This window comes from Pseudomonas sp. PAMC 26793, assembly GCF_000313235.1.
Taxonomy (GTDB): Bacteria; Pseudomonadota; Gammaproteobacteria; order Pseudomonadales; family Pseudomonadaceae; genus Aquipseudomonas; species Aquipseudomonas yamanorum.
Genome location: NZ_AMXG01000051.1, coordinates 161,745 through 185,919, shown reverse-complemented (window position 1 = coordinate 185,919; position 24,175 = coordinate 161,745). Strand labels below are relative to the sequence as shown.

General features: G+C 60.8%; 22 protein-coding genes and 1 pseudogene. 8 read left to right on the top strand and 15 right to left on the bottom strand.

All coding sequences use genetic code 11. The features are described from left to right. Positions 1-68: 68 nt before the first annotated feature. Complete coding sequence (locus D109_RS0127630; protein ID WP_026078262.1) at positions 69-1,064, bottom strand: succinylglutamate desuccinylase/aspartoacylase family protein; 996 nt, start codon at positions 1,062-1,064, stop codon at positions 69-71. Here D109_RS0127630 and D109_RS1000000135075 point away from each other — a divergent pair. Further along, a pseudogene (locus tag D109_RS1000000135075) lies at positions 1,009-1,641 on the top strand (TetR/AcrR family transcriptional regulator); the annotation flags it as partial. The gene D109_RS0127630 and the pseudogene D109_RS1000000135075 sit on opposite strands and share 56 nt — an antisense overlap. On the opposite strand, the gene D109_RS0127620 reads toward D109_RS1000000135075, so the two are convergent. From D109_RS0127620 to D109_RS0127590, 7 genes are all read right to left on the bottom strand, one after another. Next, positions 1,597-2,595, bottom strand: coding sequence for a DMT family transporter (locus D109_RS0127620; protein WP_017479752.1), 999 nt, complete (start codon positions 2,593-2,595; stop codon positions 1,597-1,599). The pseudogene D109_RS1000000135075 and the gene D109_RS0127620 sit on opposite strands and share 45 nt — an antisense overlap. Beyond that, complete coding sequence (locus D109_RS0127615; RefSeq protein WP_017479751.1) at positions 2,592-3,290, bottom strand: ABC transporter permease; 699 nt, start codon at positions 3,288-3,290, stop codon at positions 2,592-2,594. The genes D109_RS0127620 and D109_RS0127615 overlap by 4 nt, the downstream gene beginning before the upstream one ends. A gap of 7 nt (positions 3,291-3,297) precedes the next feature. Beyond that, on the bottom strand, positions 3,298-4,002 hold the full coding sequence (locus tag D109_RS0127610) for an ABC transporter permease (RefSeq protein ID WP_017479750.1): 705 nt from the start codon (positions 4,000-4,002) through the stop codon (positions 3,298-3,300). Between the two features lie 183 nt (positions 4,003-4,185). After that, positions 4,186-5,022: a transporter substrate-binding domain-containing protein gene (locus tag D109_RS0127605; protein WP_026078261.1), complete on the bottom strand. Its 837-nt coding sequence runs from the start codon at positions 5,020-5,022 to the stop codon at positions 4,186-4,188. 25 nt (positions 5,023-5,047) lie between these two features. Then, positions 5,048-7,042: an aminotransferase class I/II-fold pyridoxal phosphate-dependent enzyme gene (locus D109_RS1000000135140; RefSeq protein ID WP_017479748.1), complete on the bottom strand. Its 1,995-nt coding sequence runs from the start codon at positions 7,040-7,042 to the stop codon at positions 5,048-5,050. Positions 7,043-7,145: 103 nt separating this feature from the next. After that, a complete protein-coding gene (locus D109_RS0127595; protein ID WP_017479747.1) occupies positions 7,146-7,937 on the bottom strand; it encodes a CDP-diacylglycerol diphosphatase in 792 nt (263 codons plus the stop codon). 69 nt (positions 7,938-8,006) lie between these two features. Continuing rightward, positions 8,007-8,990 (bottom strand): aldo/keto reductase, encoded by a 984-nt coding sequence (locus D109_RS0127590; protein WP_017479746.1) that lies wholly within the window; start codon positions 8,988-8,990, stop codon positions 8,007-8,009. A 111-nt stretch (positions 8,991-9,101) separates the two neighbouring features. Between D109_RS0127590 and D109_RS0127585 the strand changes: the two genes are divergently transcribed. Further along, the gene (locus tag D109_RS0127585; protein ID WP_017479745.1) at positions 9,102-10,028 is read left to right on the top strand and encodes a LysR family transcriptional regulator; all 927 of its coding nucleotides are present in this window, start codon (positions 9,102-9,104) and stop codon (positions 10,026-10,028) included. Between the two features lie 57 nt (positions 10,029-10,085). Beyond that, positions 10,086-11,432: a sodium:proton antiporter gene (locus D109_RS0127580; protein WP_026078260.1), complete on the top strand. Its 1,347-nt coding sequence runs from the start codon at positions 10,086-10,088 to the stop codon at positions 11,430-11,432. 3 nt (positions 11,433-11,435) lie between these two features. Here the strand turns inward: D109_RS0127580 and D109_RS1000000134690 are convergent, their stop codons facing one another. The 3 genes from D109_RS1000000134690 to D109_RS0127565 all read right to left on the bottom strand — a co-directional run bounded on the left by D109_RS1000000134690 (position 11,436) and on the right by D109_RS0127565 (position 12,418). Continuing rightward, positions 11,436-11,576 carry a hypothetical protein gene (locus tag D109_RS1000000134690; RefSeq protein ID WP_017479743.1) on the bottom strand — a complete coding sequence of 47 codons (141 nt, stop codon included), beginning with the start codon at positions 11,574-11,576 and terminating at the stop codon, positions 11,436-11,438. An 11-nt stretch (positions 11,577-11,587) separates the two neighbouring features. Next, on the bottom strand, positions 11,588-11,800 hold the full coding sequence (locus D109_RS0127570) for a hypothetical protein (protein WP_003217072.1): 213 nt from the start codon (positions 11,798-11,800) through the stop codon (positions 11,588-11,590). Between the two features lie 72 nt (positions 11,801-11,872). Further along, on the bottom strand, positions 11,873-12,418 hold the full coding sequence (locus D109_RS0127565) for a hypothetical protein (protein ID WP_017479742.1): 546 nt from the start codon (positions 12,416-12,418) through the stop codon (positions 11,873-11,875). 399 nt (positions 12,419-12,817) lie between these two features. On the opposite strand from D109_RS0127565, the gene D109_RS0127560 reads away from it, so the two are divergent. The 3 genes from D109_RS0127560 (at position 12,818) to D109_RS0127550 (ending at position 15,826) form a co-directional block, all read left to right on the top strand. Then, on the top strand, positions 12,818-14,227 hold the full coding sequence (locus tag D109_RS0127560; protein ID WP_026078259.1) for a circularly permuted type 2 ATP-grasp protein: 1,410 nt from the start codon (positions 12,818-12,820) through the stop codon (positions 14,225-14,227). A gap of 2 nt (positions 14,228-14,229) precedes the next feature. Next, a complete protein-coding gene (locus D109_RS0127555) occupies positions 14,230-15,180 on the top strand; it encodes an alpha-E domain-containing protein (protein ID WP_010169366.1) in 951 nt (316 codons plus the stop codon). 220 nt (positions 15,181-15,400) lie between these two features. Beyond that, positions 15,401-15,826 carry a nuclear transport factor 2 family protein gene (locus tag D109_RS0127550; protein WP_017479740.1) on the top strand — a complete coding sequence of 142 codons (426 nt, stop codon included), beginning with the start codon at positions 15,401-15,403 and terminating at the stop codon, positions 15,824-15,826. A gap of 90 nt (positions 15,827-15,916) precedes the next feature. On the opposite strand, the gene msrA is transcribed toward D109_RS0127550, so the two are convergent. From msrA to msrB, 3 genes are all read right to left on the bottom strand, one after another. Continuing rightward, positions 15,917-16,612 carry a peptide-methionine (S)-S-oxide reductase MsrA gene (gene msrA / locus D109_RS0127545; RefSeq protein ID WP_017479739.1) on the bottom strand — a complete coding sequence of 232 codons (696 nt, stop codon included), beginning with the start codon at positions 16,610-16,612 and terminating at the stop codon, positions 15,917-15,919. Positions 16,613-16,752: 140 nt separating this feature from the next. After that, positions 16,753-18,510: a cytochrome c biogenesis protein DipZ gene (locus D109_RS0127540; RefSeq protein ID WP_017479738.1), complete on the bottom strand. Its 1,758-nt coding sequence runs from the start codon at positions 18,508-18,510 to the stop codon at positions 16,753-16,755. A gap of 29 nt (positions 18,511-18,539) precedes the next feature. Next, positions 18,540-19,052, bottom strand: a complete 513-nt coding sequence (msrB, locus tag D109_RS0127535; protein ID WP_026078258.1) for a peptide-methionine (R)-S-oxide reductase MsrB — start codon at positions 19,050-19,052, stop codon at positions 18,540-18,542. 297 nt (positions 19,053-19,349) lie between these two features. On the opposite strand from msrB, the gene D109_RS0127530 reads away from it, so the two are divergent. Together D109_RS0127530 and D109_RS0127525 are read left to right on the top strand one after the other, a co-directional pair. Continuing rightward, entirely contained in the window at positions 19,350-20,060 is a 711-nt protein-coding gene (locus tag D109_RS0127530; protein WP_017479736.1) for a response regulator transcription factor, read from the top strand. Then, on the top strand, positions 20,057-21,523 hold the full coding sequence (locus tag D109_RS0127525) for a sensor histidine kinase KdpD (protein ID WP_017479735.1): 1,467 nt from the start codon (positions 20,057-20,059) through the stop codon (positions 21,521-21,523). Before D109_RS0127530 ends, D109_RS0127525 begins: the two co-directional genes overlap by 4 nt. A 206-nt stretch (positions 21,524-21,729) precedes the next feature. On the opposite strand, the gene D109_RS0127520 is transcribed toward D109_RS0127525, so the two are convergent. Next, positions 21,730-23,910, bottom strand: a complete 2,181-nt coding sequence (locus D109_RS0127520) for a hypothetical protein (RefSeq protein ID WP_017479734.1) — start codon at positions 23,908-23,910, stop codon at positions 21,730-21,732. Positions 23,911-24,175 lie beyond the last annotated feature (265 nt).

Here is a 24,175-nt window from a genome sequence, read left to right as displayed (position 1 = left end):
GTAGGCCGCTGTGCTCTTGATCTGGCTTTTGATCTTAGGTTACCCAAATAACGGATATGTACTCCCGCCTAAGGATCCAACACCCCCCCGCTGTAACCCTCAGACAACCGCGTCCCGGTAAACTTGGCCACCACCGAACCCTGTGACACCAACCGCTCCCGATGCCTCGTCACCATCCGCCCGGTTTGCGCCGCATGCAGCACCACTTCAGAATCCGGATCCCCAGGCCGCCGGATAATCCGTGCAAACCGCTCACCCTCTTCCACCTGTTCGCCCAAACCTTTTTCAAACACCAACACCCCGGCACACGGCGCCAGAATGGTCTCCATACAGCCCATGTCCGCCACCTGCCCGTGCCATTGCGCAATCACCGGCGCCTCATCGATCACCCCGCTGGCGCAGAGCCAAGCCCAGATCCCATCGCCATCCCGCCCGGCCAGGGCATCACTCACATCCGCCTGCCCACGCAATTCAATCGTCGCCGCCAACCGCGGCTTCCCATGATCAATGATGGTTTCCTCAAACGACCCGTCACCGCCCTCGTCCCAGACAATCACCACATCCATCTGCAACGCCGCCGCCAGTACCTGGCCCTCTGGCCAAAAGCTGCGATGGATATACAGATACGGCAGCGCCTCATCATCCGTGTGCAGGTCCAGCACCAACTCCGCATCAGCCGCCAGTTGCACCAGACTTTTCTGCCATTGCGCCAGGTTGCTCGCCGGCCGCTCCATCGCCAACGAATGATCAAACGCCCGGTTAAAATTCTGCCCGGTGGCCTCATGAAACCGCCCCAACAACCGCCCCTGGCGAAACTGCCCAATGCCAAACGGATTAGCCTGAGGCACCACCGTCACCGAGCCCTTGAGCCGCCCCCGGTCCTGACACGCCTGCAAACGCGGCAGCAGTTGATGCAACACCAGCATCCCGGCGATTTCATCGGCATGCACCCCGGCTTGCAGGTGCACCCGAGGCCCGTTGCCGTCACCCTCGAAGCGCCAGGCGCCGATGTGCAGGGTGTTCCCGGAATCGCCGGGAACTTGCCACGAAAGGTCTTTTGCCATGCCGTTGCCCTCCTCTTGTTGGTTCTGCAGGTATATATTGAACACACGTTCAACCATCTGGGATGTGCCTGTGACCGAAGACCGTCGTGACCTGCTGATTGCCGCCACCCTTACCAGCCTCGCCCGGGACGGGCATGCCGGTATTTCCGTGCGGCGCATCGCCGCTGAAGCCGGGGTTTCGGTGGGATTGCTCAATCACCATTTCGGCAGCATCGACGCACTGATCGCCGAGACCTACCACAAACTCGCCAGCGAACTGACCACCGCCCTCTGGCAGGAAGTCGACCAGGCCGTGGGCCCTGCGGCGCGGCTGGATGCATTCCTCGCCGGCTCGTTTTCCTCGCGGGTGATGGACCCGAAACTGTTGGGCGTCTGGGTGGTGTTCTGGAGCTTGATCCGCCACTCGGAACACGTGAATGACTCCCATGAGAAAAGCTACCGCGCCTACCTGGAGCTGATCCGCCAACTGCTCGACGACTTGGCCGAGAGCGAAGGCTTCGTGATCCACGACACGCGCCTGGCCGCCATCGGTTTATCGGCGATGCTCGACGGACTTTGGCTTGAGTGGTGCCTCAACCCCGGCACCTTCAGCCCCGGCAACGGGCTGCACATCTGCCGCTGCTGGGTACAAGGGCTGCGTCACGGAGCATTCGGCGCCGACCACGTCTTGTGACACGTGATGCCGGGCGCTGAGCATGGCCAGGGTGCCGCTGACGGCGATCAGCGCGGCGCCGAAGATCAGCGACACGTCCATCACCGTGCCCCACACCAGGCTCGACAGCAAGAAGGCCCAGATCAAGCCGGTGTACTCAAACGGTGCCAACAGCGTCGCCGTGGCCCGGCGGAAGCTCGCAAATAACAGGAACTGGCCAATGCCGCCCACCAGACCGGCACCGAGCATGCCCAGCCACGCCGGGGTCGGCGACGGTGTGTGGGTCCAGGGCAGCGTCACCGCCATGCAAATCACAAACACCACATTGGTGAGCAGCATCTGTTCCAGCACCGAGGTGTTGTCGTCCACCTGCCGCAACTGGATATAGGTAAATGCCCAGCACAGCGCGGCGGCCAATGTCAGGGCGATTGGCAGCGGGTCGACCATGCTGCTGGGCCGACAGGCAATCACCAAGCCGACAAAGCCGATGATCAGCGAAACCCATTGGCCGCGACTGGCGCGCTCCTTGAGGATCAGCGCCGCCAGCAATGTGACCATGATCGGCGCAGAAAAATACAGGGTGGTCATTTCCGCCAGGGTCAGGTCCTTGGCGGCGGTGTAGTACAGCAGCCAGGCCAGCAGCGACAGCAGGCCGCGGATGATCAGCAACTTGCGGCTGACTGAGTTCCAGGCACGCTTGAGCAAACCCAGGCGGCCGGCAATCACGCACGCAGCGACCACCACCAGGCTGCGCCAGAACAGGATGGTGAACACTGAATAGTCGGCCACCAGCCATTTGATCCCCGCGTCCTGAAACGCCAGGAACGCATAGGCCAGCGAACACAGGGCAATCCCTTGCAACGAGCGATCGGCTTTCATCCGGCAGACCTGCGCAACGGTGTACCGCGCCGCTCGGCAACGGCATACAGGGCTTCAATCAAAAAGGTCAGGCACAGGTAGACCCCGGCCACCAACAGCAGCGGCTGGTAGATCTGCAAAGTCTGGGCGCGCACCACGTTGGCGGCGCCGAGCAGGTCGACCACGGCGATGGTTGAAGCCAGTGCGGTGGACTTGAGCAACATCACCGTCTCCCCCGCCAGGGTCGGCAGCAGCAGGCGCATGGCCCGTGGCAGGCGCACCCGCAACAGGGCCTGGCGCGGCGTCATGCCAAACGCCGAGGCGGCTTCCATTTCACCCTTGGGCACCGCCAGCAGGCCGCCGCGAATCACTTCGCCGACGTACGCGCCCACCGACAACACCAGGGCAAACACGATGTACCAGTAGCCGTCCCGCAGGAACGGCCAGAGGAAACTCCCGCGAATCATCGGGAACTGGGCAAACAGGCTGCCCAGGCCGTAGTAGAAAATGTAGATCTGGATCAGCAACGGCGTGCCCCGCAGCACGCTGGTGTACGCCAGCGCACAGCGGGCCAGCCACTTGCGCCGAGACAGCCGCGCCAAGGCTACCAGCACCGCCAACGCGAAGCCGAGCACTGCCGAAATCACCAGCAACGACAGGGTCGTCTGCAAACCTTTGGCGATCAGTCCTGCGTAATAACTTATCCACTCAGGCATGTGCGGCTCACTCGACAACCGGCATCCAGCGACGAATACGTCGTTCCAGGCGCCCGGACAGGTAGTTGGAGGCCAATGTCACCAGGTAATACAAGGCGGCGGCCGTGAGGTAGAACAACAGGTAATGCCGGGTCGAGCCCGCCGCTTGTTTGGCGGTGTACAGCAGTTCGTTGGTGCCCACCACGCTGATCAGCGCGCTGTCCTTGATCAGGTTGATCCACAGGTTGGACATGCCAGCCAGGGCGTACGGCGCCATGATCGGCAGGGTTACCCGACGGAACAGGCCAACGCCGCTCAAGCCAAAGGCCCGCGCCGCTTCGATCTGGCCGTGGGGGATCGCGAGGATCGCCGCGCGGAAAATCTCCGAGGCGTACGCGCCTTGCACCAGCCCCAGTACCAGGACGGCTACCAGCGGGCCGCTGATGTTGAACTGCGCAAACCCCAGCCACAGCATCAGCGCGTTGAGGCCCATGGAACCTGCGTAATACAGCAGCAGGATCAGCAGCAACTCAGGCACTGCGCGAAAGACTGTGGTGTAGCCGCGCATCAGCATCGCTATCGGGCGCGGTGCACTGAGCTTGGCGCAGGCCACCACCAGGCCGATCAGCAGCCCCACCGCAAACGAGCCGGCGGAGATCTGCAGGGTCATCCATAACCCTTTGAGCAATGCATTGCCCCAGCCTTGCTCGCTGAAGTTGAGTAGATCGAACATCGCTGCTCCCTATTTCGATGACACGCAGTGACCCTGTGGCGAGGGCGCTTGCTGTGGCAAGGGAGCTTGCTGTGGCGAGGGAGCTTGCTCCCGCTGGACTGCGCAGCAGGCCAATTTTTTGGGGGCGCTTCGCACCCCAGCGGGAGCAAGCTCCCTCGCCACAAGCACTCCCTTTCTACCGGGTTAGTTTGTGTAGGGGCTGTCGCAGACTTTGCTCACATAGGCAGGCGTGTCGGCCCTTTTGCACGGGCTGACCGACACCCCAAACACGCTCTGGGACAGGTCGGCGTAGTCCTTGCTCACCAGCAACTCACCGATGGCCTTGTCCAGGCGGGCCTTGAGTTCGGTGTCTTCCTTGCGCAGGCCGGCCCCCACGCCGCGGCCGATGATCGGGTCGTAAGGCACTTCGGCGATTTCCGCCAGGCCCTGGGCTTCGGGGGTCTTGACCATCATGGCGATGGCGACACCGTCGGCCATCATCAGGTCGGTGCGCCCGGCGATCAGGTCGGCGTTGGCCGATTCCTGGGTGTCGTAGTACTTCAGGTCAGCAATGTTCTCGTAGTACTTCTTCAGGTAGTTGGCGCTGACGGTGGAGATCTGCACGCCGATGATCTTGCCCTTCAACCCCGCCGGCGTGACCTCGACGGTGGTGCCCTTGGGGCCGGCAATGCCCAGCAGCGAGTCGTAGTAGGCGCGGCTGAAAGCGATCTGTTTTTCGCGCTCCTCGGTGACCGACATCGAGGAGAAAATCACGTCGATTTTCTTCGCCAGCAACGACGGAATAATCCCGTCCCACGCCACTTCCTTGATCTGACACTCTGCCTTCATCAGGCCGCAGAGCTTGTGGATCAGGTCCACCTCAAAGCCGGACCATTCACCGTTGCCGCCCTTCACCGTGAACGGCGGGTAGGGTTCCGCCGCTACGGCGAACACAATGGGTTTCTCCGCCGCCAACGCCGTACCTGCCGCCAGCATCAACACTGCACTGCTCAACCACTGTGCCAATCGTTTGGATTTCATGATCTTGCCCCGTCTTTTTTTGGAGTTAGCGAGTTTGATGCGCGTTGACGAACTGCCGGCAACGTTCACTGCGTGGGTCGATAAACACTGAGTCCGGCGAGCCGGTTTCCTCGATCAGGCCTTGGTGCAAAAACGCGACTTTGGATGACACGTCCCGGGCGAATGCCATTTCATGGGTCACCAGGATCATGGTGCGGCCCTCTTCCGCCAGGGAGCGAATCACCCGCAACACTTCGCCCACCAGTTCCGGGTCGAGGGCCGAAGTGGGTTCGTCGAACAGCATGACTTTGGGGCGCATGGCCAGCGCGCGGGCGATAGCCACCCGCTGTTGCTGGCCGCCGGAAAGGAACGCCGGGTATTCGTTGCGCTTGGCGGCCAGGCCAACCCGGTCGAGCAAGGCTTCGGCGCGTTCGATGGCTTCGGCCCGGCTTTCCCGCAGCACCTGGATCGGTGCTTCGATAAGGTTTTCCAGGACTGTGCGGTGGGGCCACAGGTTGAAATTCTGGAACACCATGCCGAGTGTCGAGCGAATCCGCACCAGCTGTTTCGCGTCGGCCACCAGTGGTGCGCCGGGCCGGCCATAGTTGAGTTTGATGCTTTCGCCATCGACATGAATGCTGCCCTGGTCCGGCACCTCGAGCATGTTGATGCAGCGCAGCAAGGTGCTTTTGCCCGAGCCGCTGGCGCCGATCAGCGAGATCACTTCGCCTTCGTGGGCGGTCAGGGAGATGCCCTTGAGCACTTCGATATTGCCGAAGCGTTTGTGCAGGTCGAGCACCTCGATCATCTTCTTCGCCGCGACCGGCTGCACGCTGATGATTTTCGCCGCAGGCGCTATACGTGGTTCACGGGACAGCTTAGCGACGAAGCGGCTGATACGCTCACAGGCTTCAGCCAGCCGCGCTTCACCCAAGGTGAACGACAGCCGCACAAAGCCCTGAGCCGGTTCGCCGAAGGCAGCGGCATCCAATACGGAAACCCCCGCTTCGCGAAACAGGCGCCAGGCGAAATCCAGGGAGCTGAGACCGGTGTCCCGCACATCCACCAGCACAAACATGCCGGCCTGCGGAGCGCGTACGTGGATGCCCGGGCAACCGCTGAGGCCTGCCACCACCAGGTCGCGGCGGCGACGGTAGGTTTCACGCATGCCCTGGGTGACTTCATCGTGGGCCAGCACGGCGGTGGTCGCGGCTTCCATCACAAACCCTGGCAAGCCGTACAGCATGCTCAACACCAGCGTTTCCGCATGGGCCACCATGGCAGGTTCAGCCATGATCCAGCCGATGCGCCAGCCGGTCATGGCGTGGGATTTGGACAGGCTGCCAATCACGATGCACCGTTCGGCCATGCCCGGCAGCGCCGCCAGGCTGTGGTACTCACCATCGAACACCAGGCTTTCGTAGACCTCGTCCACCACCACCCACAGTTCATGCTCGATCGCCAGGTCGGCAATCGCTTGCAGCTCCTGGGGATTGAGCACAACGCCGGTGGGGTTGTTGGGGTTGGAGAAGAAGATCGCCCGAGTACGCGGCGTGATGGCAGCGGCCAGCAGTGCCGGGTCGAGGCGAAAACCCGAATCGGCCGAACACGGCACTCGCACCAGCGTCGCGCCGCTGGCCTTGAGCGTGGCTTCGTAGGTGACGTACATCGGGTCGAGGACAAGCACTTCATCACTGGCCTGTAACAGACACAGTGAAGTGACGAATAAGGCGTTCTGCGCGCCGGCCACAGTGATGACGTTTTCGGCGTTCAGCGGGCGCGCCAGAGACAGGCTATAGCGGGCGGCGATGGCGTCGCGCAGTGCCGGGCGGCCGGGGATTTCGGTGTAGTGGGTGTCGCCCTGGCGCAGGGCCTCGACGGCGGCGTCGGTGATGAACGAGGGCGTGGCGAAATCCGGGTCGCCGACACTCAGGATAATGATGTCTTCGCCTTTGCTGCTGGCCTGGAAGGCGGCGTGGTGAATGTCCCAGGCGGCTACGCCCTGCCCTGCAATTCGCTCAACAAAGGGTGAAAACCGCATGCCAGTGCCTCTCGTTCAATCAGAAAAAGCGCAAGCCCGCCTGTTACCAGGCAGGGGGTGCAGCCAACATAATTGAAACTGAACACTCGTTCAACGGCAAATTTCACCGGATGTCGTTAACAGCTAAAACAGGTCGTTGTGGTGGTTTGCCCATCAGGTTGCACTGATGGTCTTGCAGTTCTTCGGCAGACGCCAGGTTCCACTCCTTGAGCGTCAACCGCGTGGTCAGCAGCACGAAGTTGCCGTTCGCACCCGGTGTCACCAGCAAGCTGTAGCTGGCCATGGCATCGCCCTGGGCCTGCACGTAGTCGTTCAGGATGGCCAACGGGTCACGCCGGTCGAAGTCCGCCGCTGACAAAGTGCGGGCACTGTAGGTGTGCCCCAGCAGTTTTACCGGAAGGGTTTGCCAGTGTTCGTCGAGGGTTGCGGCGCGTTCGTTGAGGGTGTTGAAAATGTCGGGGCGCAGGCAGGCGATATGAATGTGCAGCTGGTTTTGCGTGCGGCCATACCGCGAGTTGATCGCCAGGGACACATAACGGTCGGCAATCGGCGTTTGCAGGCCGGCGGAGAGCACGTCGTGGTGTTTCCAGGCCTGGGCGAAGTAATGGGGCAACAGGTCACGGGTCAGCGCGATGTCTTCGATGCCGGTGATTTTATCGGTGGGGATCAGCAAGTCCTGATACGGGCCGTTGAGGTCCTTGAGCAACGCGTAGCCCTTGTCCGGGTCGACCTTGAGGCACGGACTGGGGTTGTGGTGCTGGTTCTGATCAGGCACGCATTGGCGGCTGACGATCTGCCACAACACATCAGGATTGCCCCGCCATTTCCAGGCGCCCACCAACGCCACTGCACACAGCAAACCACCGACGATCTTGAATACGGTACTGCGCTTCATGCCAAAAACCTCAACGCCAAAGGGATGCCTTTTGTTGTTTTGCAGCCGCAGACATCCCTGTCGCAAAGGTTAACGCTGGGCAGGGGCCATGAATTCAGGCCCTACCGGATCTTTTATCGTGCTGGCGAGGATACGGTCGATATGTTGCAGGTCATCGGCGCTCAGTTGCCAGCCGAATGCATCCTCGATGCCTTTCAGTTGGTCCGGACGGCGGGCGCCCCACAGCGCAATCGTCGGCCCTTGGTCCAGCACCCAGCGTAATGCCAGGGCCAGCACTGACTTGCCGTGGCATTCGCGGGCATACACGTCCAATGCCGCCACCGCCGCCAGGTATTGCTCAAACCGTGGCGCCTTGAATTTCGGGTCGAGCTTGCGCACATCATCCCCGTTAAAGCGCGTGGCGGCGTGCATGCTGCCGGTCAACAGGCCCCGGCACAGGGAGCCGTAGGCCAATACCACCAGGGCGTTTTGCTTGGCATAAGGCAGGATATCGCTGTCGATCGCCCGTTCGAACAGGTTGTAGGGTGGCTGCACCGTGTCCAGGTGGGTGTACTGACGGAAGTCGTCCATTTGCGCGGGCGAATAATTGCTCACGCCCACGGCGAGGATCTTGCCTTCGCGGCGCAGCTTTTCCAGCTCACAGGCGGTCTCCTCCTGGGTCACCAGCGGGTCGGGCCAGTGAATCTGGCAGAGGTCGATGTAGTCGGTTTCCAGGCGCACCAGTGAGTCTTCAATTTCCTTGCGGATGCGCTGGGCCGTGGCGTTGCGGCGCACGGTGCCGTCGTCCCATTGCAGCCCGGCCTTGGTGGCGATCACGGCGTTATGGCGCACACCGTGCAGCGCGCGGCCGATCAGTTCTTCAGACAGCCCGAGGCCGTAGACCGGCGCGCTGTCGATAAAGTTGATGCCGCTGTCCAGGGCATGGCGAATGGTCTTGTTCGACACTTCATTGTCGGCGCCGCCCCACATCGAACCGCCCATGGACCAGGTACCCAGGGCAATCCGCGAGACGGCCTTGTCGATGCCCGGGATCTTGATGGTTTCGATACTCATGAAAAAGCCTCCGCCAGAAACAATCAGTAAAAAAACGATTACTCTAGATCATCCGTGGTTGAATCGGGCTCAACGGCGCGTGCAACCCAAACCCCACAAAAGGTGCTTGATATGGCTGCGTTCAACCGCTCCGAGTTGGCCGACCTGAATGTGTTCATGGCGATCATCCGTCGCCGCAGTTTCCGGCATGCCGCCCATGAGCTGGGCGTCACCACTTCGGCCCTGAGCCACACCATGCGCAACCTGGAAACCCGCCTGGGGGTCAAGTTGCTCTACCGCACCAGCCGCGCCGTGGAGCCCACCGATGCCGGGATGGTGCTGGCGGAAAAACTCAGTGCCGGTTTTGCGACGATTCAGGACGGCCTCGATACCCTTGGACTTTACCGCGAGGCACCGATTGGCCGGCTACGCCTGAATGTGCCACGGGATGCGGCGGTGTTGCTTGTCTCGCCCATCCTGGGTGAGTTCACCCGCGCTTACCCGCAATTGCGCCTGGACGTGATGATTGATGACCGCATGCTCGACATCGTCGCCGAAGGCTACGACGCGGGTATCCGCTATGGCGCTACGGTGCCCCAGGACATGGTGGCCGTGCCGCTGACCGGCGAGCTGCGCTGGATCATGGTCGCTTCCCCCGCGTATCTCAAGCAGGCCGGAACGCCTTCGGTACCCAAGGACTTGCTCGCGCACTCTTGCGTGCGCATGTACCTGGGGGACAAGACCACCTACAAATGGGAACTGGGCAACGGCGCCCGCCAGCAGCGCCTCGACGTGCCCGGCCACTTCAGTGCAGCGGACACACAAACCATCGTCGACGCGGCGCTGCAAGGCGTGGGCATTGCCTATTGCCTGGAAAATCGCGTGCTGTCGGAGCTGGCCGACGGTCGTCTGGTGCAGGTGCTGCCTGACTGGACCTGCATCGGCGCGCCGTTGTGCATGTACTACCCGAGCCGCCGGCAGTCGCAGCCGGGGTTGCGGCAACTGATCGACATGATTCGCCTGAAAACCACCGGCTCGCCGTGGATGGAATCACATTGAACCTGCACCGGGCCGCGCTCCTCAAACCGGGATAGACCACGGCCCGGTGCACGCTTGATGACTTTTATTCTGTGGATGGCCGTACTCGGCGCAGTGTTGCTCATCCTCGCCCTCACCTCCTCCTACCTGCGCTGGATGCCCGTCACCACCTCGGCGGTCTGCCTGCTGCTGGGTATCTGCATTGGCCCGTTGGGCATGGACCTGCTGCACCTGGACATCAAGGGCTCTGCCCGCTGGATGGAACACCTGACGGAAGTCGCGGTGCTGTTTTCGCTGTTTGTCAGCGGGCTGAAACTGCGCCTGCCCCTCAAGCACCGAACCTGGCGCATTGCCTTTGGCATGGCCGGACCGGTGATGCTCTTGACCATCCTCGGTACGTGCCTGGCGCTGCATTGGCTGCTGGGGTTGTCGTGGGGGGTGTCGCTGTTGGTGGGAGCGATTCTGGCGCCCACCGACCCGGTGCTGGCGGGCCTGGTGCAGGTCAATAGCGCTCAGGACTATGACTCGCTGCGCTTCGGCCTCTCAGGCGAGGCCGGACTGAACGACGGTACGGCCTTCCCTTTTGTGATCTTTGCACTGGTCTTCATGCAGCACGGCGGCTTCGACGGTGACTGGCTGGGCGGCTGGGTCCTGAAAAACCTGCTCTGGGCCGTGCCTGCCGGGCTGCTGGTTGGGTATTGGATGGGCCGGGGCATCGGTCGCCTCACCCTGAAGATGCGGATCACCAATGCCGACAGCACCCTGTCACCGAATGATTACCTGACGCTGGCCCTGATCGCTCTGGCCTACGTGGTGGCCGAAGCCATCGGCGGCTATGGGTTTCTATCAGTATTCGCCGCCGGCCTCGGGCTGCGCCAGGCCGAGTTCAAGTCCACCGGCAACTCACAAACCCCCGCCGAGCACCTCGCCCAGCCCGTGGTTGGCCACATGGAAGTGGAGCCGGAGCATGCGTTGCATGGAGACGTCGGGCAACTGCAGGACACGCAGATCGCCGCCGGGGTGATGATGGGCGACATGCTCGCCTTCGGCAGCCTGGTGGAGCGTTCCATGGAAGTGTTTCTGGTGACCCTGCTGGGGGTGGTACTGGTCAGCCATTGGGACTGGCGGGCACTGGCGGTGGGCGCTTTGCTGTTTTGCGTGATCCGCCCCCTCAGCGTGCTGTCGATGCCCTGGGGCCGCTTGTTGGATCGCAATCAGCGCGGGTTGATGGGCTGGTTCGGGATTCGCGGGATCGGCAGCATCTACTACCTGTTCTATGCCATCAACCACGGGCTGCTGGGCACCAACAGCGCGGTGGCGGTGAACCTGACGCTGTCAGTCATTGCCCTGAGCATCGTCGTTCATGGTCTCAGCACGCAGCCGATGCTGGTGTGGTATGAACGACGTGCCCAGGCACAACAATGACGTCTACTCCTGGTTTTCGGTGTTGCCGACGTCGGCGGCATCATCCAGGTCGTTAAGGGGTACTTCGGCATCATCCATCAATGAGCCCGGGTCTTCATTGCCCGGGTCATTGAGTTCATCGTCTTCGTCTAGTTCAACTGACATGACCGTCTCCTCTAACCGCCTTGGGTATCGATATCGGCATCGGTTTCAGGCTTGGGCTCGCGCTCGGGCTTGAAGTCAGGACTGTAGTCGTTTTCCTTGGCCTTTGGGTCACTGGCAGGCTTCGGGTCTTTCGGTGCGTCGGCCGCGGTGCCTGGCGCCGGTTCGCCGCGGTCGATGGCGGGATCGTTGCGGTTGCTGGTTTGCGGGTCGTTGTCTGTGCTCATGGCTCACCTCTTTTGGAAAACGCAGACTGCGTAAAGGTAAGGTCCTGTGGGGGTCGGTGAAGTTCCAATCGCTTACGAGCCAGGATTGTCCACCTGGATATAGAACGCATAGGCCCCCAGGATTACCCAGAACACCATGAACAGCCACGGCGCGCGCATCGAGAACAACAGCGATTTGCGATAGCCCTTGTGGGATGACTCCATCTCACTGAACAGCGGCGATTCATCGTAAGCCAGGCCCATCACCGGCTCGCTGCGCAGCAGTTCGCTCTGTTTGTAGTGCCAGTGATCAATGATGTCGTAGGCCGCCCGGATGCCCGGCCAGGCGTTGAGGGAGCTGAGGATGCCCAGCAGCGCGAGGAATACCGGCACCACCAGGGTGAACAGCTTGCCCCATTCCGGGTTGAGGTTGCCCATGCCGGAAACGAAGGCGATCACCAGGAACGACTGCGCCGTGAGGTAGGCGTCGGTACGGTTGGCCAGGATGCTGGTCTCGTACTGGATCTCCCGCCGGTAGAAATCGAGACGGTCCTTGGGCGAGCCGAAAATCTTCGCGTTGTGTTCGCTGTGGTCGGTCAGGCTCGATTCCGGCGTGTCGGGTGAAATGATTCTGGGCACATCCGTGCTCCGTGCTGGACTGAGACCCATTAGAAGAATCGGGCCGGCGCGAAGTTCAAGTTTGTTCATGCGCCAATTTGGGGCGCGCCCCGCCCCCTGTAGGAGCGGGCTTGCTCGCGAAGGGCGTCAACGAGAATGCTGGCATCCTGACTGAACGTGGTGTTCTCAGGTTTTTCGCGAGCAAGCTCGCTCCTACAGGGATTTCGGCACAGGCATTGCTTTATCCATTCATCTGCCCGGATACAGGAGCAATCGTTACCCCCCGACCCAGAGCCCACCCAAAAAGAAAGTAAGGACCAGGCCTGCTGGCACCATCAGCCACGGGCTCATAAAAAAATGCGTTTTCTAAAGCGGCAGTGCCAAAGCGCAGTTAGTCCCGGCACTGACAAGGTAATTGGAATGGCTCGATCTTTCTTTGATGAAATGAATGACGCACAAGGCGTTTGCCGTGCGCACTATCAGGAATTCTCCCGCTGGCTGGCCAATACGCCGCCAGAACTGCTGGCCCAGCGCCGCCGTGAAGCCGACCTGCTGTTTCACCGCGCCGGGATCACCTTCACCCTGTATGGCGACGAGCAGGACACCGAGCGCCTGATCCCCTTCGACATCATTCCCCGCAGCATCCCTGCCAGTGAGTGGAGCGTCATCGAACGCGGCTGTATCCAGCGGGTGAATGCGCTGAACATGTTCCTCGCCGACATCTACCACGACCAGCGCATCATCAAGGCCGGGATCATTCCCGCCGAGCAGGTCCTCGGTAACGAGGGTTACCAGAAAGCCATGGTTGGCCTGGACCTGCACCGCGATATCTACTCGCACATCTCCGGGGTCGACCTGGTGCGCGATGGCGACGGCACCTACTACGTGCTCGAAGACAACCTGCGCACTCCCAGCGGCGTGAGCTACATGCTCGAAGACCGCAAGATGATGATGCGCCTGTTCCCGGAGGTGTTCGCCAAGCAACGCATCGCCCCGGTGGACCACTACCCCAACCTGCTGCTCAAGACCCTGAAAAGCGCCAGCCGCCTGGACAACCCCAACGTGGTGGTGCTGACGCCGGGCCGCTTTAACAGCGCGTTTTTTGAACATGCGTTCCTGGCCCGGGAAATGGGCGTGGAACTGGTGGAAGGCGCCGACCTGTTCGTGCACGACCTCAAGGTGTTCATGCGTACCACCGATGGCCCGAAGGCCGTTGATGTGATCTACCGCCGTATCGACGACGCCTTCCTCGACCCGCAAGCCTTCAACCCCGACTCGATGCTCGGCGTGCCCGGCCTGGTCGCCGCCTACTGCGCCGGCAACGTAGTACTGGCGAATGCCATCGGCACCGGCGTGGCGGATGACAAGTCGATCTACCCCTATGTGCCGGAAATGATCCGCTTCTACCTGGATGAAGAGCCGATCCTGCAAAACGTGCCGACTTTCCAGTGCCGCAAGCCCGATGAGCTGTCCCACGTGCTCGCCCACCTGCCGGAACTGGTGGTGAAGGAAACCCAGGGCTCCGGCGGCTACGGCATGCTGGTGGGCCCTGCTTCCACTGCGGCCGAGATCGAGGACTTCCGGCAACGCATCAAGGCCCGCCCCCACGCCTACATCGCCCAACCGACCTTGAGCCTGTCCACCTGCCCGACCTTTGTCGAAAACGGCATCGCGCCGCGGCATATCGACCTGCGGCCCTTCGTGCTCTCGGGCAAGGAAACCCGCCTGGTGCCCGGAGGCTTGACCCGGGTGGCACTGCGCGAAGGCTCATTGATCGTCAACTCGTCGCAAGGCGGCGGAACCAAGGACACCTGGGTGGTGGAGGGCTGAATATGCTGAGTAGAACCGCCGCAGATCTGTATTGGATGTCCCGTTACCTGGAGCGTGCCGAGAACCTGGCCCGCATGCTCGAAGTCAGTTATTCGCTGTCGTTGATGCCCCAGGCCGGGCGCAGTGACGGGCTCGACGAGCTGGCCATGTCGCTGCTCAGCAGCGGCACCCTGGACAGCTACCTGGAGCGCCACCAGCAACTGGACGCCGAGCGCATGTTGCATTTCTTCGCCCTCGACGAGGAAAACCCGGCGAGCATCTACAACTGCCTGCGGGCTGCGCGAGGTAATGCCCACGCGGTACGTGGGCGGATCACCGCCGACATGTGGGAAAACCTCAATGCCACCTGGCTGGAGATGCGCAGCATCGCGGCCGGCGGCCTGGCCCGCCATGGCATCAGCCACTTTTGTGACTGGGTGAAGCAGCGCTCGCACCTGTTCCGTGGGGCGACATCCGGGACAATCATGCGCAACGACGCCTATCGGTTTATCCGGCTTGGCACCTTTGTCGAGCGGGCGGATAACACCTTGCGCCTGCTGGATGCACGGTACGAGATGTTTGGCGAAGAGTCCGAAGAAGTCAGCGACCTTTCGGCACGCGGGTATTACCAGTGGAGTGCGTTGCTACGGGCGCTGTCTTCGTTTGAGGCGTACACCGAGCTGTACCCGAACGCGTTGAATGCGCGGTCGGTGTCGGAGTTATTGCTGTTGCGCAGCGATGTACCGCGCTCGTTGCATGCGTGTATCGAGGAGTTGAGCCATATCCTGGCGGACCTGCCGGGGAGTTATGGGCGTACGGCCCAGCGTTTGGCGGCGGAGTTTGAAGCGCGCCTGCGGTATACCGGGATTGATGAAATTCTTGAGGACGGACTCCACAGCCGGCTGACGGAATTTATCGACACCGTGCGCGAGTTGGCGCGGGCAATTCATAGCTCCTACCTGGAAGTGGTCTGAAGTGCGACTGTGATCGTTCCCACGCTCCGCGTGGGACTGAATCCGGTGACGCTCCGCGTCACGCCTTCAAAAGCGGACGCAGAGCGCAGGAACGATCCTGACGGCTGTGATGTGCGGCTCAATCATGTAACTGTCATTTCGGATCATTGATCCGGCCCTGGTGCCGCTCTTATGTTGGTGGGGTGCAACGCCCCGCCCATCATAAGAACAGGTGCCCAACATGTCCGAACAACTGAACCTCTCTCCCCAGGCCGCCCACAGCCTCAAGCGCTGGCACGCCATGCTCGTTGCCGGTGACCTCAAGGCCCTGCCCGAATTGCTGGCCCCCGACGCAGTCTTCCGCTCGCCCATGGCCCACACGCCCTACCCCGGCGCGCCCGTGGTGTCGATGATCCTCAACACCGTGTTCAACGTCTTTGAAGACTTCACCTACCACCGTGAGCTGGCCACCGCCGATGGTCAAAGCGTGGTGCTGGAGTTCAGCGCGCGGGTGGGTGACAAGCAGCTCAAGGGCATCGACTTGATACGCTTTAACGAACAAGGGCAGATCATCGAGTTTGAAGTGATGATCCGCCCCTTGAGCGGGCTGCAAGCCCTGGGTGAGGAAATGGGCCGGCGCCTGGCGCCCTACCTGGCAAAAGTGTAGGAGCGAGCTTGCTCGCGAAAAATCTGAAGGCGCCGCTCCCATCCAGACAACCAGCGTTATCGTTAACGACCTTCGCGAGCAAGCTCGCTCCTACTGGTTTTTCACCAGCACCGGTTCTGCGCGGTACTGCTCAGGGAACAGTTTCTTCAACTGTGCCACCTTGGGCAGGTCGTTGATCACGATGTAGGGGTACGACGGGTTTTCCGTCAGGAAGTCCTGATGGTAGGACTCCGCCGGGTAGAAGGCCTTGCCCATTTCGATGGTGGTCACGATCGGCTTGTCGAAGGCCTTGGCGGCGTCGAGTTGGGCGATGTAGGCCTGGGCGACTTTTTGCTGTTCGACGTTCTGGGCGAAGATCGCCGAGCGGTACTGCGTGCCGCTGTCCGGGCCCTGGCGGTTGAGTTCCGTAGGGTTGTGGGCCACCGAGAAGTAGATCTGCAGCAGCTTGCCGTAGCTGACCTTGCTCGGGTCGTAGGTCACCGATACGGATTCGGCGTGGCCAGTATCGCCGCCGCTGACGCTTTCGTATTGGGCGGTGCTGGCCGCGCCGCCGTCATAGCCGGAGACCGCATTTTTCACCCCTTGCACATGCTGGAACACGCCCTGCACGCCCCAGAAGCAGCCGCCAGCGAACACGGCGGTTTGCAGGTTGTTGGAGTCTGCGGGCAGATCCATGGCCGGTGGCGCAATCACCACCGCGTCGTCGGACGGGCCGAAAGAGAACGCCGAGCTGTGGCCGACAAAGGCGGCGAACGCCAGGGCGGGTAAGTACTTAAATAGTTTCATCTCAGTCACTCCGAAACATCAGAATAAACGCGGTCAACTGTGTGGCTTGCCTGCGATGGCGGCGGTGAATTCAACATCGCTATCCCAGGCAAGCCAGCTCCCACATTGATCGGGTTAACTCTGCAAAATTTCGCTATGGGTTAGCCGAAGGTGAAGGCGTAGGCCGCCACTTGCGGATCAAGAAACTCGATAGTGAAGGTCCGGTCCATGACCGCGCCCGGCTGACGAACAAGCTGGTACAAGCGCTGTTCGGTCACGGTGCCGCTGCCATCCGGGGCGACGTCGGTGCCATGGGCATCCCCCGGCGCCTGCCCGTCTATGCTGACCTTGAAGCGCACCGGCTTGCCGTCGGCGCCTGGGCCCAGCACCAGGTGCAGGTCACGGGCGTGGAAGCGGTAGACGATCTTGCCGTGGGCCGCCGCGAGGGTGGCTTGCTGGCCGCCGACATTCCATTGGCCTTCCAGGGTCCAGTTATTCAGCGCGAGATTGCCGGCTGCCGGGTAGTTCACGACTTTGTCGGTACCCAGGGTGCCGGTGGTCACGAAGTTCTCGGCGCGCTGGAAGCCCAGGTAGGTTTCCGGCGACTGCACTTCGTTCATGTCCGGTGCGGCCTGGATGCCCTTGGCGTCCGCTTCGATCAAGCCGCCTGCGACCTTGGTAGCGCCTGCCTCACGCAGCAGTTGCTGGATCACCCGTTCGGACTCGGCGTAGTCACCCTCGCCAAAATGGTGGTAGCGAATCTGGCCCTTGGCATCGGCAAAGTAGTGCGCCGGCCAGTACTGGTTATTGAACGCGCGCCAGATCTTGTAGTTGTTATCGATGGCCACCGGGTAGGTGATGCCCAGGTCCTTCATGGCCTTGGTGACGTTGTTCACGTCGCGCTCGAAAGCGAATTCCGGAGCGTGCACACCGATCACCACCAGGCCCTGGTCGCGGTACTTCTCGGCCCAGGCCTTGACGTACGGCAAGGTGCGCAGGCAGTTGATGCAGGAGTAGGTCCAGAAATCCACCAGCACCACCTTGCCCTTCAACGCCTCGGCAGTCAGTGGCTCGGAGTTGAGCCATTGCACGGCGCCGTCCAGCGCTGGCAACTGGCCTTCCACCGGCAGCGTGTCGCTGTGGTTGGCGGCCATCATGGCGCCACCGGCCATCATCGCCCCGCTCTTCTGTTCAGGCTTGGCGCTGAGTTTTTCCACCAGGCTTTGTTCCAGGCCACCGGTCGACGCCGTCGACAAGCGTGCCAGGATGCCGGTGTCCAGGCCCAGGGCAATCGCCGCCACACCCGCCAGCATCAGCGCACCCAGGCCACGGCGCAGCCATTCACCTGCGCCCAGGGAGCGCTTCATGAAACCGAAGACTTTACCGCCGACCAGCAACGCCAAGGCCAGGGAGGTGGCAGCACCTGCGGCGTAGGCCAGCAAGAGCAAGGTAGTGCCGATACTGGCGCCTTGCAGCGCGGCGCCCGTCAGCACCAACCCCAGGATGGGCCCGGCGCACGGTGCCCACAGCAGCCCGGTGGCCACGCCGATCAGGAATGAAGCGCCCGGACGCGGCCGCGAATCGGCCCCGGCGGCTTCCGACAGGCGACTGCCCGCTGCCACCAGTGGCCGGGTCAGGCGTTCCGACAGACTGGGCAGCAGCAAGGTCAGCCCGAATAGCGCAACAAACAGCAACGCGAGCCAACGACCGTACTGATTGACTTGCACCACCCAACCGCCGCCCACCGCCGCGAGCGAGGCGACCAGGGCGAACGTCATCGCCATCCCCAGCAGCAGCGGCAAGCCACTGCGCAAAAACGGCTGCCCGGTGCGAGCGAAGACAAAAGGCAGAACCGGCAGGATGCACGGGCTGACAATCGTCAGCACGCCGCCCAGATACGCGAGAACCAAAAGCCACATGGGGTATTCCCTTATAAGTCGACATTGAATTAAGCCGCAGTGAACGTCATGGCTGCGCCGTTCATGCAATAGCGCAGGCCGGTGGGAGCCGGGCCGTCATCGAACACATGGCCCTGATGACCGCCGCAGCGCCGGCAATGGATTTCCTTGCGTTCCACACCGAAGGAAGTGTCGACGTGGCTGGCCACAGCGTTTTCCAGGGGTTGCCAGAAGCTGGGCCAGCCGGTGTGGCTTTCAAATTTGGTGGCGGAGGCATACAGCGGCAGTGCGCAACCGGCGCAGGCGAAAGTGCCGTTGCGATGCTCGCTGTTGAGGGCGCTGCTGTAGGGGCGTTCGGTGCCCTGCTCCCGCAGGATCGCGTATTGCTCGGCGGTCAGCAGGGTGCGCCATTCGGCGTCGGTGTGACTGACTTCGAAATGTTCGGCGGCTTCGGCTACGGCAATCAGGGCGGGCCCGGCATTGATTTTTTGCAGCAGGCCACCGGCGATTACCGCAAGCCCAAGGCCGCCGCCGGCCAGCAGCATTTGTCGACGCGTATACATGACTTTCTCCTCACACAAGTGCTGATGGCTGGCGCCCCCTATGGCTGACAAACAAACTGTGGCGAGGGAGCTTGCTCCCGCTGGAGTGCGTAGCGCTCCCGGTTTTTTTGGGGCCGCTGCGCGACCCAGCGGGAGCAAGCTCCCTCGCCACAATGGGGTTGCGTACTTATGCCATTGCGATGAGTAAGGTTAGGCCCGGTCTGGTCGCGGAATCCTCACGTAGAGTTAAACAATTCGTGATAACTACACTGTTGCAAAACCCGCACAATGCGCGAATCACGAGAAAAGGTTTTGCCAATGGATCAGCCCAAACGTGTCCTGGTGGTCGAGGACGATGCGCACATTGCCGATTTGATCTGCCTGCACCTGCGGGACGAGCAGTTTGAGGTGGTGCACAGCGCCGACGGTAACGAGGCCGTACAACTGCTGGAACAAGGCGGCTGGGATGCGTTGATCCTCGACCTGATGCTGCCCGGTGTCGACGGCCTGGAAATCTGCCGCCGCGCCCGAGCCATGACGCGCTACACGCCGATCATCATCACCAGCGCCCGCTCCAGTGAATTGCACCGCATCCTCGGCCTGGAGCTGGGGGCCGACGACTACCTGTCCAAACCGTTCTCGATGCCCGAGCTGGTGGCACGGGTCAAAGCCTTGCTGCGCCGGGTGGATGCCATGGCCCGCAACCTGAAGATGGACGCCGGCAGCCTCGACCTCGGCCAGTTGTTCATCAACCCGCTGACCCGCGAAGCCACCCTGCAAAGCCAGCGCCTTGACCTCACGCCACGGGAGTTCGACCTGCTGTATTTCTTCGCGCGCCAGCCGGGCAAAGTCTTCTCGCGCATGGACCTGCTCAACGCCGTGTGGGGCTACAGTCACGAGGGCTACGAACACACGGTCAACACCCATATCAATCGCCTGCGGGCCAAGGTCGAGACCGACCCGGCCAACCCGGCGCGCATCCTCACGGTGTGGGGCCGTGGCTACAAATTCGCCGAGCAAGCGTCATGAAACTGACCCTTACCCAGCGCCTGTCGTTGGTGTTTGCGCTGTTGCTGCTGATTTGCAGCGGCACCTCGGCCTGGTTGCAAGTGCGCTCCAACCACATGCATGAACTGGAGGTGGTGCAAGGCCTGTCCCGCGATCTGGCGGCCCATATCGCCCGCGACACCCAGTTGATGGACGCCGACGGCCTCAAGCCCGATGCGGTGCGCAACCTGTTCAGCCAGTTGATGCTGGTTAACCCGAGTGTCGAGGTGTACCTGCTGGACATCAATGGCCGGGTGGTGGGCAATGCCGCGCCCAGCGGGCACTTGCGCCGTGACCAGGTGAACCTGGAGCCGATTCGCCGATTCCTCAGCGGCGCCCGGTTGCCGATCGTGGGCGATGACCCGCGCAGCGTCGACGGGCTCAAGGTTTTCAGCGCCGCGCCGCTCAAGGTCAATGGCCAGCAAACCGGCTACCTGTACGTGGTGCTGCTGGGCGAGGCCCATGACCTGTTCGATGCCCAGGACGCCACCAGCGTGGCCCTGAATATCGCGCTGTGGTCCATCGCCCTGGTAGCGCTCCTGTGTCTGCTGGCCGGCTTGACCGCCTTCGCCTGGATCACCCGGCCCCTGCGCCTGCTGACCGAGAAAGTCGGCCAGTTCGATATCAACGGTGCGCCGAAAGTCCAGCAGCCCGTGGCCACAGCCCCGTCGAGCCAGGACGAAATTGCCGTGCTCGACCAGGCCTTCAACCAGATGGAAAACCGCCTGGGCGAGCAATGGCGTGCCCTCACCCATCAGGACCAGGAACGTCGAGAGATGGTCGCCAACATCTCCCACGACCTGCGTACGCCGCTGGCTTCGCTGCATGGCTACCTGGAAACCCTGTCGCTGAAAGATGCCAGCCTGAGCCCCGAAGACCGTCGGCGTTACCTGGGCATTGCACTGGACCAGAGCCGCAAGGTCGGTGGTTTGGCACAATCGCTGCTGGAGCTGGTGCGGTTGGAACATGGTTTTGTGCAGCCTGTGATCGAGGGCTTTTCCCTGCCGGATTTGGTGCAGGACATCTTTCAGAAATTCGAACTGACGGCTGAGGCGCGCGGCATCACCCTGATTGCCAGCCTGCCGCCGCAGGTACCGACGGTGTTTGCGGATCTTGGGTTGATTGAACGGGTGCTGACCAACCTGCTGGATAACGCGCTGCGGCATACCCCGGTGAACGGGGATATTCAGGTCACGCTTGCGCCCAAGGGGGATCGGGTTGAAGTGACCGTCAGTGACAGTGGGCCGGGGATTGACGCGGAACTGCGTGAAGGGTTATTCCTGCGGGCGTTCACCATTGGCGGTGCACGGCGGGATGGGGGGTTGGGGTTGAGGATTGTTCATCGGATTTTGCAGTTGCATGGGCGGGAAATTCGGTTGGTGGAGGTGGTTGGGCGTGGGGCGACGTTTACGTTCGCTCTGGGAACTCAAGCAATAGCTCGTTGACCTTCTCCGCTTGTTCCAACCTTGCACGAAGTGGACAATGCCCCCGTTATCGGAGTTGCTCGCATGGGAAGCAAGTGAACGTATCCATTAGGATGGTTTTGTAAAAGCGGGAAGAGATATTCTGCCATGTAAATCTTCCTGCTTTATTGAGATCGAGGCATTATCAAATAATGAGCATGTAGCACTCACAACTTCCCTATTCGCTCTCAAACCGGCAGTATGCTTATATTATCTATTGAGAACTGCACGCCTTTCCTATAAGTGCCGATATATACAGAAATCTCGCCAGTGTACGCTGTCGAAACGGTAAATACCTTGCTCACCTTTGTCCAGATAGTTGCACGAGGAAAGTCAAATCTAAAATCTGCCGCAGGAACTTCAACAAACATTTGTTCGCCACCTAAATAGTCAAAGCTGATTTCATAACTATGGCCAGGCATTAAAGTTGAAGGGGGATAAGTTTTCATTATCGCGCTACTGGCCCACTCCGACCCTGTATACCGAAGATAATACCCTTGGCCACTTTGAAGAAACTCAAACTTTCCTTCCAAAGCAGCTCTCCAACCATTTAGATCTCTGTCATTGAAGTCTGTTAGGTCTTTTTTGAATCCCGTGACGACATCTATAATGGTGGCACTTGAATAACGCCGTCGCTGCCCTTCGCGCTCAAGCGTGTAATAAACAGTTACCTGGCTATTCAAGTTATTTATAACAAAGTGACGCCCAATATCATGCTCGGTAGTATCACCGTTGACAGCGACCTGAACTTTTACTTGAGCACGCGCGCGGTCCCCCAGCCAGCGCATACCAATCCAGTCATAACGAAGCGTGTCGGTAAAAGGTGCAAAAACCTTGACGTAATCCTTGACGTTGCTGGCATCCAGATAACCGCCAGAAGCATTTTCAATAATCGGCTTTGGCATATCCCGCGTCACTGCACCCACTTGCACTGGCAGGCGCAAGGAGTTTTGTCGATCTACCGTAGTTCTGCTGAATACGTAATACACCTGGGCTGAATAACCTTCAAACCGCTTGAGATCAACGGTGTACACCCGAAAGTACATTTCCCCTCCAGGGGTAAGCGGCACCTCATTCACACGCCGCCCAAGCCGGTGCTCGATAGTCCCATTAGGACCGCCGGCTTCAAACACGACTTCGAGAAGAGCGTCCCCCGGCCAAATGTCCTGTGGCGCAAATAGCACGGTCGCCCAAGGTAGATTCGGATCCAGATCACCGTCCAGCGCTTCATATATTTCGGGTGCCGGCAACTGCGCCAGCTCGCCCACAACTCTAAGGTGGCGGTTATTTGAACGTTTGTCTGGCACCCCCTCCCCCTGCAGCACAAAATACACAACAGCGGTTCCCTGAGCGATCGCGGTAATCACCGTGTTGTGCACTTCAAACTCATAAGGCCCATACCCGGATAGATCCTGGCTTTGTGCGTAGGGAACGGGTCCACCCTCACTGTCCTTGCCAGCCCAAAAAAGGGTTGCCAGGCTGTACAGGCGGGCGTCAGTTTGATTGATGTAAATCTCGACGCTTACATTTTGATTACCCAGGTCAGCAAGATCTATGTCCCTCTCGGTAGCGGGGCTCACTACCCGGGGGGCATCAGGACGGATGGTATCGGTATACACATCAATAAACTGTGTGGCTGACCATCGCGCCCATTCGTCCGGGTAGTTACCGGTCGGTCCGATGACCTGGAACCCTACCGGAATGATTTCGCCGTTCCCCGCCGCAAGGATGGTTGCATGGTCAATGAAGAGGGGAATATCCCGTCGGACCTGGTCCGGCTGAACCCGGTAAGTGATAATTTCGGAACCCCGGGCCAGGATGATGAGATCGTAGGCCGCCATATTTTCCCAATACCTGCAAACCACCTCGACACCGAGATGAGCCCGCGCGTCGCTGATTCCATCCCTCACTACATCCGCAGGCAACTCAAGTACCAGATTCTGATGGCCTGGCATATCGCTGTCGGGATCTCGCCCCCCTGGACGTTGCAGATTGACGCGCAAACGTAATCGCCTTGTCTCACTGTTCTCACCCCCGCCCTCGACGCGGATCACCTTCGCGAACACTGGATCAGCCCAGTCTTCGTGGATTTCATCCAGCGGTACCGTGAACGGGATACGGCTTAGCTGTTCGTCTCCCTCGCGTATAAAGTTGACGGCCACGGGTCGCTCGGTATTGCCCCAGAACAATTCGAATACGGTGCCGTCGGGTGTGTTATCGGGACGATCCATGTGCACCACAAGAGGATGTTCGACATGCCGCAAGCCAATACCACCATCAGCGCGCTCTACATCGTCGTCAATCGGCGGTTGCAATAGAGGGATGTCTACGACAGGCAAGAGGTTTACAGGCGTGGGGGGCTTAGCCATGACCAGGCTCCTTGTCAGATTATCTAGCTCTGGGCGCAGAGGCAGTTAAACCCAATCAAACGCCTAAACGAGCCCCATGACTACTGTCAGAGTTCACAGGTAGCAGGTGCACTCAGACAGGGCTGTCTGTGGGCCAGCGCGTGCAAATTACCATTCGTCGGCACCTGTTAATTCTGACAGTAGCCAACCCTCTACCGCAGGTATTTGATAAATCCAAAGCCAGGAACGGTTCCTGTGACGCCTAACCACTGCCTGAACGGAAAAC